The organism is Streptomyces sp. NPDC054847 (assembly GCF_053610925.1).
Map to the genome: position 1 here is coordinate 1 of NZ_JBSGZJ010000219.1, position 11537 is coordinate 11537.

Consider the following 11537-nt stretch of genomic DNA (forward strand, 5'->3'; position numbering starts at 1 on the left):
CATCACCGGGGGCCCCGGTGACGTCCCGCCCCTGCCGCTGGTTGCCTGGTCAGCCACCTGACGGGCGCCTCGGCGCGTGACTGCTCAGATGCCGTACGGGACGTAGCTCGGGGTCACGTCGGAGACGACGTCCTGCACCCCGCCGACCGCGTTGCCGGCGAGCGGCGCCGCGTCGCCCGTGACGTTCGTCGCAATACCCTGCGCGAACGGCTGGACCTCGGACACCAGGCCCGCCGCGAACGGGTCCACCTGACCGGTCAGGCCGTAGGCCAGGTCGCCGGCGCTGTGGCCGACGCCCTGCGCGAGCGGCTGGACGTGGCCGGCCACGGTGTCGACCAGCGGCTGGACCTCAGCGACCACACCGGCCGCGAACGGCTGCACCTCGCCCGCGACGCCGCCGGCGAAGGGCTGCACCTCGCTCACGACGCCCGTCGCGAACGGCTGCACCTGGCCGGCGACGCCGCCGGCGAACGGCTGCACGTCGGAGACGACGCCCTGGGCGAGGACGCCCGCGTCACCGGCGGCCTGAGCGGCGACCGGCTGCGCGCCGGCCACGGCGGTCGCGACGACGGGCGGCAGCACGGCCGCGGACGTCTCGTCGACGATGGGGCCGGACGCGTCGACCGCGCCCTGTGCACGGGCCTCGGCACCGGCCGGGGCCTGCTCCAGCTCGTGCGCGAACGCGGACAGGGGACCGAAGAGGTAGTCGATGTCGGCGTCGACGGCCGGGGCGGCCGGGACGTCCACCGACGGGGCCTCGGGGGACGGCAGGCGGACGTCGGGAACGGACGGCGCCTCGTAGGAGGGGAGCTCGCCCTCGACGTACTCACGGGCCTGGTCCGCGGCACCGGTCGCCACGTCCTGGACGTCGGCCTCGGGCAGCAGCGCGTCGGCGCCCGGGTCCACGTCGGTCACCACGTCGAGGGTGGCGTCGACGGCCTGGTCCGGGGTGGACAACGGCGCGGAGGCGGGCGCCTCGTCGGCGCTGGCCACGGCGGTCCCGAGGGCCCACATGCCGGTGGCGGTGGCCGCGACCGCGATGGAGCGGCGGATGTTCTTGTGCATGCTCGGTGATTCCTTCGAATTTCGTTCGGCGGTCCGGAGAACAAGCTCCGGAGTGGCGGGCAGACCTGCCCACCCCCGCGTGGCAGGTCAGGAGGCGGGGGAAGGCCTGCCCTAGCCGGGGAATTCGAGGACGTCGCGCGGCCTGTCGCGGGTCGGCGGCTCTGCCGCCGGGCAGCCGTGACCGCGGGCGAACGCGTCAGGGGAGCCGCCGGCCGAGGTGGCCGCCGGCTGGTCGCCCGCACGGGGCGTGTGCGTCTCACCGGAGTGGTGCACGGCGCCCGGCCGGTCCTTGCACGGGTCCACAGGGGCCGGCGCGGGCGCGGGAGACTGCGCGGACTCGGCCCACGCCGCGCCGGGATGACCGCCGGACGCGCCGCCGCAGTCACGGCCCGGTGCGCCGGCGGCACCGGTGGGACCTGCGACGGAAGGGGTCGTGTCGCCTGCCGCCGGGGCGATACCGGCGGGCGCGACGGTGAACGCCCCGCCGCCCGGCACGTACTGCCGCGGCGAAAGGTCGTCAGGGAGCACGACGTCACCGCCGCCCGGCAGCGCGCTGCCGGGTTCCGGCAGCCGGCCGTCGGGCAGAGGGCCGGTGACGAGAGCGAACAGCGGACCGGCGAGCCGGCGCACGCCGTCGGTGACCGGACGGGCAGCCTCGCGGACCGTTTCCACGGCCTGCCCGGCTCCCGTGGACCCGACGGCGCTCAGGGAACCGTCGGCCACGCGCCGCAGTTCCCGTGCTGCCCGCTGCTCGGCGCGCTCCGCCGCGGCCGCGGTCCCGGCGGAGGTGGACGGTCCGGCGGAGCCGGGTGATCCGGCCGTCCCCGCCGACGCGCCCGAAGGGGTCGGCGCGGTAACGGCGTTTCCCGCAGCGGCCGGGCCGGGCACGGCGGCGGTGTCGGCTCCGCTCCCGGTCCGGGCTCCTGCCTGGACCTCGGCGGTGACGTCACCGGCCGGAGGCTCGGCCGCCTGGGCCGGGCCGCAGAAGATCAGGCCCAGCGTCAGAACTCCACCGAGAAGCAGCAGAAGGCGCAGCGTCCGCGAACCGGCCACCGCCCGGCGCAGCGCGCGCGGGACGGCAGCGGTACGGAGCGCTGCGGCAGTCACGGTGGAGGGGCTCTCTCTCGGTCGGCGTCAGCCGGGATCGCGACGATGCTCGCACGAAGCTCCCCGGGCAACGCAAGTCCCGTGTTACCGATGGGTCACCATGTCACGTCCTGTTACTGATGGGCCGCCATGTCCGGTATGGGCAGGGGGCGTTTCTCGATGGCCGCCGCCATGACGTCCGGGAAAAGGTCTGGCGTGCAGGCGAACGCCGGTGCCCCGAGGGCTCCGAGGGCCGCGGCGTGCTCGCGGTCGTAGGCCGGGGCACCCTCGTCGGAGAGCGCCAGCAGAGTGACGAACTGCACTCCGGACGCCTTCATCGCCGCGACCCGCTTCAGCATCTCGTCGCGGATGCCGCCCTCGTAGAGGTCGCTGATCAGGACGACGACGGTGTCGGCGGGGCGGGTGATCTGCGACTGGCAGTACGCCAGCGCCCTGTTGATGTCCGTGCCGCCGCCGAGCTGCGTGCCGAAGAGGACGTCCACGGGGTCGTCGAGCTGGTCGGTCAGATCGACGACGGCGGTGTCGAAGACGACGAGCCGGGTGGCGATGGAGCGCATCGAGGCCAGCACCGCGCCGAAGACCGACGCGTAGACCACGGACGCGGCCATCGAGCCCGACTGGTCGATGCAGAGCACGACCTCCTTCTTCACCGCCTGGGACGCCCGGCCGTAGCCGATGAGCCGCTCGGGGACCACCGTGTTGAACTCGGGCAGATAGTTCTTGAGGTTCGCCCGGATGGTGCGGTCCCAGTCGATGTCCCGGTGGCGCGGCCGGTTGATCCGCGCCGAGCGGTCGAGCGCACCGGTCAGGGTGGACCGGGTGCGGGTGGCGAGCTTCTTCTCCAGTTCCTCGACGACCTTGCGCACGACCGCCCTGGCCGTTTCCTTCGTCGTCTCGGGCATCGCCTTGTTGAGCGAGAGCAGGGTGCCGACGAGGTGTACGTCGGCCTCGACCGCCTCCAGCATCTCGGGCTCCAGCAACAGCGCCGACAGTCCGAGCCGGTCTATCGCGTCACGCTGCATGACCTGCACGACGGAGCTCGGGAAGTACGTACGGATGTCGCCCAGCCAGCGGGCGACGGACGGTGCGGACGAGCCCAGGCCCGCCGAACGGCTCTGTCCGCGGCCTCCATTGGCACTTCCGGCGGACCTGCCGTAGAGAGAGGTGAGCGCGCCGTCCATCGCCGCGTCGGTGCCCGTGAGGGTGCGGCCCGTGCCGTCGGCACCCGGCTCTCCGCCGAGCACCAGCCGCCAGCGCCGCAGCCGCTCGTCGTTCACGCTCGCAGTCATCCGGCCACTCCCGCCAGGTCGTTCAGCTCGTTGTCGTCGATGCCGAGGAGGAGCCCCAGCACGGGAAGCACCGCTTCCGCGCGGGCGGTGTCGAGGCCGGGTCCGAAGCCGGGGATCCCGGCGTCCGTCCGTGCCTGTGCGGCCGCCGTCCCCTGCCCGCGCCGGACGAGTTCGCCCAGCGTGCGGCGGACGCCCGGTTCGTAGGCCGAGAAGGTGCGGCGCAGCAGCGGCAGCACATCGGTGAACGCTTCCGCGGACACGCCGGTCAGCCACGAGTCGACCAGCCCCAGCAGGCGTTCGTCGTGGACGAGCAGCAGCCCTCCGCCGGACGCGCCGCCGACGAAGCCCTCGATCCAGGCGGCCGCCGCGGCCGGCTCCGTGCCCGGGGAGAGCGCGAGTGCCATCAGGCGTGCGGCCTCCTCCTCTGCGAGGTGCCCCTCGTCCAGCAGCAGTCGGGCCGCCCGGCCGCGTACGACCCCGGGGACGGCGTCCCGGCCGGACAGCTTGCGCAGCACGGACCGCCAGCGCTCTCCGATGCCTTCGGCGTCCGGCAGCAGGCCGACGGCCGCGTGCACACCGTCGAGATGGCCCCGCATCTCCTCCGCACCGTCGGCGTCGAGCCCGGTGCAGGCGGGCGGCAGGCCGACGCAGATCCGCTCGGCGAGTCCGGCGGCGACCTCGCCGAGGGCCGCCGTGTCCGTGGCGCGCACGTCGCCGTACCGCAGGGAACGGGCCAGCGCGGGCAGCGCCTGCGCGAGATGGCTCACGTCGGCGTCGAGGGCGGCCCGGTCGGCCAGGGCCTTCATCACCACGGGGAGCGCGTCGGGCAGTTCGGCCAGGAGGCACTGCTCGGCGAGCGCGGTCACCTCGGCGAGTGCCGTCGCGGCGACGGCCTGCGCCTCGGCCTTGGCCGTGGCGGCGGAGAGCACCGTGGTGCCCCAGACGCCGGCCTCGGCGACCTTCACGGACAGCTCGGGCTCCCAGCGCAGCCGCCAGCTCTCCCGGAACGTCCCCGTGCTTCCCCGGCCTGTGGCCGGCTCGCCCCAGCCGACCGCGAGCAGCCGCAGCCGGTGCAGCAGCCGGCTCTTGGCGGCGTCGGTGTCCTTGCGCAGATCCAGGTCCAGTTCGCGCTCGAGTGCCTCCGGCTTGAGCCGCAGACTGCGCTGCTGCCGCGTCAGGTCGCGCTGAAGCGGTACGGCGGGCGCCGTGTCGGGCACCTCGCCGAGGACGTCCCCCACGATGAGCCGGTCCCTGACGAGGTCGAGCGGCACGTCGGAGCCGTCGCACATCACGGCCCGGACGGCGTCGACGGTCTCGGTCAGTCCGGCGAGCGGGCGGCCCCGCATCACGGCCAGCGTCTCGGCGAGCCGCACGGCCTCGATGACATGGGCGGACGACACCGCCCTGTCCTCGTCCCGGAACAGCCGGGCCACCTTCGTCATCCACCGCTCCACGGGCCGGTCGGGAGCGCCGAAGAGGTGGCCGTACCAGCCGGGCGAGTCGATGCCCGCACCGTAGCCGGAGCGGCGCGCCAGTCGGCGGTGGGTCCAGGGCACCCACGTCATGTCCGTCCTGACCTTGGGCAGCCCCTTGAGGAGAGCCTTGTCCGCGGCGACCGTCGTCGCGGTCATGAGCGCCGGCACGTGCCAGGCGCCGCACACGACGGCGACGCCGCTGTCCCCGAACTCCTTCTTCGCGGCGCGGAGCTGGAGCCTCATGAATGCCTCACGGACGAGGTCACGGTCGTGACCGCCGTGGCCGTACGTCTCCCGCAGGGCCGCCATCGCCTCCGCCAGGGCGGCGAACGGCGCGAACGGGTCGGTCCCGCCGGCGGCGCCGTCCGCCGAGCCGCGCTCCGGTGCCGGACGGGCACCCCTGAGCTCGACGACGTCCTCCCACCAGCGCTCCGGGTCGTCGTACCCGGCGGCTCCGGCGAGGACGGCGATCGGGTCGACCCGCACGTCCGGCGTGTCCTGCGAGACGTCCTCGGGACCTGTCCCGGCTTCCCCGGTCATCGCGAGCGAATGCGCCGCGGGCAGGTCGATGAAGCGCACCGCAGCCCCGTTGGCCAGCGCCCACCGGATGGCCACCCACTCGGGTGAGAACTCGGCCAGCGGCCAGAACGCCGCCCTGCCCGGATCGTCCGCGGCGTGCGCGAGCAGGGCGACGGGCGGACGCATCTGCTGGTCGGCGGCCAGCGGGAGCAGTGCGTCGCCCTCCGGCGGCCCTTCGATCAGCACGGCCGCGGGGGCGGCCGCCTCCAGCGCGGCCCGCACCGCCCGGGCCGAGCCCGGCCCGTGGTGGCGGACCCCGAGCAGGAGCGGGGTCATGCGCTCACCTCGCGGCAGGCGCGGTAGAAGTCCTTCCAGCCGTCCCGCTCGCGCACCACCGTCTCCAGATACTCCTGCCAGACGACCCGGTCGGCCGCCGGGTCCCGCACGACCGCGCCGAGGATGCCCGCCGCCACGTCCCCCGGCCGCAGTACGCCGTCACCGAAGTGCGCCGCCAGGGCGAGACCGCCGGTGACCACGGAGATCGCCTCGGCCGTAGACAGCGTCCCGGACGGGGATTTGATCTTCGTGCGGCCGTCGGTGGACACCCCGTCGCGCAGCTCACGGAAGACCGTGACCACCCGGCGGATCTCCTCCAGCCCCTCGGGAGCGGCCGGCAGGTCGAGCGAACGGCCGATCTGGTCGACGCGCCGCGACACGATGTCGACCTCCGCCTCCGGCGTCAGGGGCAGCGGCAGGACGACGGTGTTGAAGCGCCGGCGCAGAGCGCTGGACAGGTCGTTGACCCCGCGGTCGCGGTCGTTGGCGGTGGCGATGAGGTTGAAGCCGCGGACGGCCTGCACCTCCTGGCCCAGCTCCGGGACGGGCAGCGTCTTCTCCGAAAGAATCGTGATCAGCGTGTCCTGCACATCGGCCGGGATGCGGGTGAGCTCCTCGACGCGGGCGGTCATGCCCTCGGACATGGCGCGCATGACGGGGCTGGGGACCAGCGCGTCCCGGCTGGGGCCGTGTGCCAGCAGCTGGGCGTAGTTCCAGCCGTAGCGGATGGCTTCCTCCGGCGTGCCGGCGGTGCCCTGGACAAGAAGGGTGGAGTCGCCGCTGACGGCCGCGGCGAGATGCTCCGACACCCAGGTCTTCGCGGTGCCCGGCACGCCGAGGAGCAGCAGAGCGCGGTCGGTCGCGAGCGTGGTGACGGCCACCTCGACGATCCGGCGGGGTCCCACGTACTTCGGTGTGATCACCGTGCCGTCGGGAAGCGTGCCGCCGAGCAGGTAGGTGGCGACGGCCCAGGGCGACAGACGCCAGTTCACCGGCCGCGGCCGGTCGTCGGCCGCGGCCAGCGCCTTCAGCTCGTCGGCGAAAGCGTCCTCCGCGTGCGGCCGCAGGGCTTCGTTCCCCGCCTTGGCAACGGTTTCTGACACGGTCATGGATCCCCCTCCAGATCGTTCGACCCGATGTGGGACCCACCGTGCACCATGCCACTGACAATCGGCCCGGCCTCGGCATGACCGCAGGTCAGAGGCCGAAAGCCGGTGTGGACAAAGGGAGTCAGCCGCCGACCGGGGACTCCGCGATGCAGCCTCCCGCGGTGGCGAGGCCCTCGCCCGTCTCCTCCTTCAGCACCTTGCCCTTGTGCGTGATCCTGCACGTGACCTCGGTGCCGGTGAGGTCGGCGGCGACCGGCATCACCGCGGCGGGCATGATGCCGCGCAGCGTGACCGTCTTCGTCCACGGCAGGGTGGGCTTGTCCACCGTCTCGATCTTCGGGTTCATCGCCTCGCCGCCACCGCCGTGGTACTGGATCGAGTCGACGTTCTTGCCGGTGACCTCGTACGTCACCTCGTACTTCTCGTCGACCGCCTTGTCCACCTGGTCGACCGCCTCGGAGCAGGCGGTGAGACCGAAGGCCAGACCGGCCGCGATGCCGGTGGCTGTGACGGCGCGGACCGCCGTACGGATAGAGCGCTTCATGCTGGATCCCCCCGGATCTTCCGAATTCGACACTGCGTCAAAACTAGCAAAGCCGGCGCGGGCCAACACCCCTGCGGCAGGGGCGGATTCGCAGGTCAGAGCGATTGTCAGTGGTCCCCCGTAGCGTCGTTCCCATGCTGCTTTCAAACGGGGGAACGGCCCCTGCCTCCATGGATCAAGGGGTGGCACGCTGGGCCGCGGAGCAGGTGCTGTCGCTGGCTCCTGACGACGCATCACGCAAGGCGGGAAGCAAGCTCGGTGCGGCCGGTCCCTGGTCGGGCGCGGGCTGCGACCCGTCCGGTGCCGTGTGGGGCCTGTGCAAGGGCAGCGGCAGCAAGCCGTACCAGACGGTCGTGGACACCACCGGCCCGGCGTACAAGTGCAGTTGCCCGAGCCGGAAGTTCCCGTGCAAGCACGCTTTGGGGCTGCTGCTGCTCTGGGCGTGCGACGAGCAGACCGTCGCGCACTCCGAGGTGCCGGAGTGGGCGGACGAATGGCTGTCGGGACGCAGGAACCGCACGGCGGCCAAGGAACAGCCGGACACCGGATCCGGCGCGAAGAGCGCCGACCGGGAGGCGGCCAGACGGCGGGCGGAACGCAGGGCGGAGCGGATCACCGCGGGCGCCACGGAACTGGAACAGCGACTCGCCGACCTGCTGCGCGGCGGTCTCGCGGCCACGGAGCGGTCCGGATACGGGCTCTGGGAGGAGACCGCCGCACGCATGGTCGACGCCCAGGCCCCGGGCCTCGCAGCGCGTGTCAGGGAGCTCGGCGCGATCCCGGGCTCCGGGCCCGGCTGGCCGGTGCGGCTGCTGGAGGAATGCTCCCTGATCCATCTGCTGGACTCCGCCTGGCTGGGTCGCGAGCGGCTGCCCGAGGCGCTGGCCGCCACCGTCCGTGGCAGGGTCGGCCTGCCGTCGGCCGCGGAAGGCCCCGCGGTCCGGGACCAGTGGCTGGTCCTCGCCCAGTACGACTCGGCCGACGGCAAGCTCACCACCCGGCGCGTCTGGCTGCACGGGCGGGAGTCGGGGCGCACGGCGCTGCTGCTGTCCTTCGGCGCGGCGGGCAGACCTCCGCAACTCGCCCTGCCGGTAGGGCTGATGATCGACGCCGAGGTCACTCCGCACGGCGCCGGCCGGCCGAGGGCGGAACTGGGCACGCAGTTCGGCCCACCCGTCGCCATCGACGCACCACCGCCGGGCGGGCCGTGCGCCTCGGCGGCCGACGCGTACGGGCAGGCCCTGCGCGACGACCCGTGGCTGGATTCCTGGCCGGTCACGCTCACCGGCGTCATCCCCGTGCCCGACGGGACGGGATGGCAGCTCGTCGACGCCGACGGCGGCGCGGCGCTGCCCGTCGCCGCCGCGGCGCTCACCCGCCCGGGCCTGTGGAAGCTCGTGGCCCTCGCCGGCGGCCGGCCGGTCACCGTGTTCGGCGAGTTCGGCCACCGCGGCTTCATGCCCCTGGCGGCCTGGCCGGAGGACATGTCCGAGACGGTCCCGCTGATCTGAACGTAGGGAGACCTCATGACCACCACCGCCAGTGCGTCACCGTGGGAAGAGCTCGTCACCTCGGCCCTGCTCGGCACCGACCGCCGGACACCGCCGACCGGTACGACACCCGCCGGCAAGGACGCGCCCGTCGCCCTGCTCGACGCGGCCGCCCTGCACACCGTGCGGCGCCGCGCAGGGCTGAGTCCCGCGCCGCCGGCGGGCGGCGGCACGTTGCCGGAGCCGGCGCCGCACGACGGGCGCCGTGCCCTGCCACCGGCCGCGCGGCGACGGCTCGTCCAGCTGCTGGCCGACCGTTCCGGTTCCTCGGGCTCAGGGGGCAGGCGCGGCACCACCCCGGACCTCACCGAGCTGCTCCCCCAATGGCTCGCCGCCGCCAACGAGCACGGCTACCAGGCACCGGCGTCCGTGCTGCCCGCGCTGCTCGACGCGGCCCGTGCCCGCACGGACCTGCGCCCCCATGCGCTGACGCTCGCCGGGCCGCGCGGACTGTGGCTCGCCCGGCTGAACCCGGAGTGGAAGTTCGCGCTGCGAGGCGGTTCCGCGGGCTCCACGCTGCCGGACATGGACGACGGGGAGGCCGTGCGGAAGCTGTGGGAGGAAGGCCTGTTCGCCGAACGCGTCGCGCTGCTCGCGGGTCTGCGCGTCCACGACGCCGGCTCCGCACTGGAGTTGCTCGCCTCGACATGGGCCACCGAGCGGGCGGAGGACCGGCTCATGTTCCTCGACTCCCTGCGGTCGGGACTGTCCGACGCGGACGAGCCGTTCCTGGAACAGGCGTTGTCCGACCGCAGCCGCAACGTCCGCTCCACGGCCGCCGAACTCCTCTCCGCCCTGCCGCATTCCGCGCTCGCCGGCCGCATGGCGGCGCGTGCCGCGTCGTGCGTCTCCATGGACCGCAGCGGCGGCGACGAAGCGATGATCGTCGTGGAGGCGCCCCATGAATGCGACGCGGACATGCAGCGTGACGGCATCGTTCCGGCCCCGCCGTCAGGCCGCGGCGAACGGTCCTGGTGGCTCGGCCAGCTGGTCGAGGCCGCCCCTCTCTCCGTCTGGCAGGACCGGCTGGGCGGGCGGTCGGTGCGCGAGATCGTCGCACTGCCGGTGTCCGACGGCTGGGCGGACGAACTGCACGCGGCCTGGTGCCGGGCAGCGGTACGGCAGCACGACGCCGACTGGTCGCGCGCCCTGCTCGGCACGCCCGCCGCACCGCCGTCGACCGGTCCGGGGACGACCTCGCCGGCCGAGCGGTCGAAGCTCCTCGCCGCCCTGTCCGACGACGAACGGGCCGCATGGGTGGCCGAGTTCATAGCGGCGCACGGCCTGTCGGAAGCGTTCCAGCTGCTCGGTGTGTGCACGGTGCCATGGGCCGCACCGCTCGGCCGGGCGGTCGTCGACGCGCTCGACATCGCGCGTGACGCGGGCAGCTACCCGTGGAGCTTCAGCGGTGTGATGGGCCTGGCGGAACGCTGCCTGTCGCCGGAAGAGGCGGACCGGCTGGAGGTTCTCACGGCCGTACCGGACGAAAAGGAGGACGCGTCACCGGGCGCGGGCGGCTACTGGTCGGAAGCGTTCCAGCGCCTGGTCTCGACGCTGCGCCTGCGGGCGGCGATGCACGAGGAACTCGCCGGAGCCTGACCGCCCGGGCCCCCCGGCCCGCCGGCCTGTGCGGCAGGCGTCCGGCCGGCCCGGGTGTCCGGCCCCCGCCGGAACGCGGGGCCGGCGCGGGCTCGGGCGGTGCGGGCGCGGTGGCGGCGCGGTGCGGGTCCGGGGTGCAGGCGTGGGTGCGCGGCGCGGGCGTACCGGCGCGACCCGGCAAGGGCGCACCCCCGCGCCCGGCCGCGCCGACCACGTCACGCCGCTCAGTGGCCCGGCGGCGCAGCGCGCAAACCCGACCGCGCGCCGCCGGCTACGCCTCCGCGGTCGCCCGGACGTTCGCGTTGACCCAGTCCACGATCGACGCCGTCGTCGCGCCGGGCGTGAAGATCTCCGCGACGCCCTGCTCCTTCAGCGGTGCGATGTCCGCCTCCGGGATGATCCCACCGCCGAAGACCTTGATGTCTTCCGCCTCGCGCTCCTTGAGAAGCTCGATGACCTTGGCGAAGAGCGTGTTGTGCGCTCCGGAGAGGATCGACAGACCGATCGCGTCGGCGTCCTCCTGGATAGCCGTGTCGACGATCTGCTCCGGTGTCTGGTGGAGCCCGGTGTAGATGACCTCCATACCGGCGTCGCGCAGCGCCCGCGCGATCACTTTGGCCCCGCGGTCGTGGCCGTCGAGACCCGGCTTGGCCACCACCACGCGGATCGGACCAGTCACACCCATCACTGCCTCCTGGGTCCCCGCGGCCCGTGAGGGCGCGCGAAGAGTGAACGAACGTTATCTCCAGCATCCCGCAACCGGCCGTTTCGCGGTGCGCGGGGAGGGGGAAATCACACGTAGGACATTTTTCGCCGAGCGTTCGTACCGGCTTCAGGCAGCGCGCCACCCACGCGCGGCCCCGCGGGCACGGTCGCACGGGGAGCCGCCGCAGGTCCACAACGGGTCGTCGCACCACCGTGCCGACAGCCGCACGGCACGGTGG

The 11537-nt window shown here is 73.9% G+C and carries 9 protein-coding genes; 2 read left to right on the plus strand and 7 right to left on the minus strand.

The genetic code is table 11. The features are described 5' to 3' along the window. Positions 1–84: 84 nt before the first annotated feature. The 6 genes from ACWGH4_RS21185 to ACWGH4_RS21210 all read right to left on the minus strand — a co-directional run bounded on the left by ACWGH4_RS21185 (position 85) and on the right by ACWGH4_RS21210 (position 7444). Complete coding sequence (locus ACWGH4_RS21185) at positions 85–1065, minus strand: hypothetical protein (protein ID WP_453463085.1); 981 nt, start codon at positions 1063–1065, stop codon at positions 85–87. A 111-nt stretch (positions 1066–1176) separates the two neighbouring features. After that, positions 1177–2172, minus strand: coding sequence for a hypothetical protein (locus ACWGH4_RS21190; protein ID WP_453463087.1), 996 nt, complete (start codon positions 2170–2172; stop codon positions 1177–1179). 113 nt (positions 2173–2285) lie between these two features. Continuing rightward, complete coding sequence (locus ACWGH4_RS21195) at positions 2286–3461, minus strand: VWA domain-containing protein (RefSeq protein WP_453463090.1); 1176 nt, start codon at positions 3459–3461, stop codon at positions 2286–2288. Continuing rightward, positions 3458–5791: a DUF5682 family protein gene (locus ACWGH4_RS21200; protein WP_453463093.1), complete on the minus strand. Its 2334-nt coding sequence runs from the start codon at positions 5789–5791 to the stop codon at positions 3458–3460. The genes ACWGH4_RS21195 and ACWGH4_RS21200 overlap by 4 nt, the downstream gene beginning before the upstream one ends. Continuing rightward, positions 5788–6900, minus strand: a complete 1113-nt coding sequence (locus ACWGH4_RS21205; RefSeq protein ID WP_159688380.1) for an ATP-binding protein — start codon at positions 6898–6900, stop codon at positions 5788–5790. Before ACWGH4_RS21205 ends, ACWGH4_RS21200 begins: the two co-directional genes overlap by 4 nt. Positions 6901–7021: 121 nt before the next feature. Then, complete coding sequence (locus tag ACWGH4_RS21210; protein WP_453463097.1) at positions 7022–7444, minus strand: MmpS family transport accessory protein; 423 nt, start codon at positions 7442–7444, stop codon at positions 7022–7024. Between the two features lie 134 nt (positions 7445–7578). On the opposite strand from ACWGH4_RS21210, the gene ACWGH4_RS21215 reads away from it, so the two are divergent. Together ACWGH4_RS21215 and ACWGH4_RS21220 are read left to right on the plus strand one after the other, a co-directional pair. Then, entirely contained in the window at positions 7579–8955 is a 1377-nt protein-coding gene (locus ACWGH4_RS21215) for an SWIM zinc finger family protein (protein ID WP_453463100.1), read from the plus strand. Between the two features lie 15 nt (positions 8956–8970). Beyond that, positions 8971–10593, plus strand: coding sequence for a DUF5691 domain-containing protein (locus tag ACWGH4_RS21220; protein ID WP_453463103.1), 1623 nt, complete (start codon positions 8971–8973; stop codon positions 10591–10593). A gap of 271 nt (positions 10594–10864) precedes the next feature. Here the strand turns inward: ACWGH4_RS21220 and ACWGH4_RS21225 are convergent, their stop codons facing one another. Continuing rightward, complete coding sequence (locus tag ACWGH4_RS21225) at positions 10865–11278, minus strand: cobalamin B12-binding domain-containing protein (protein ID WP_005313282.1); 414 nt, start codon at positions 11276–11278, stop codon at positions 10865–10867. Positions 11279–11537 lie beyond the last annotated feature (259 nt).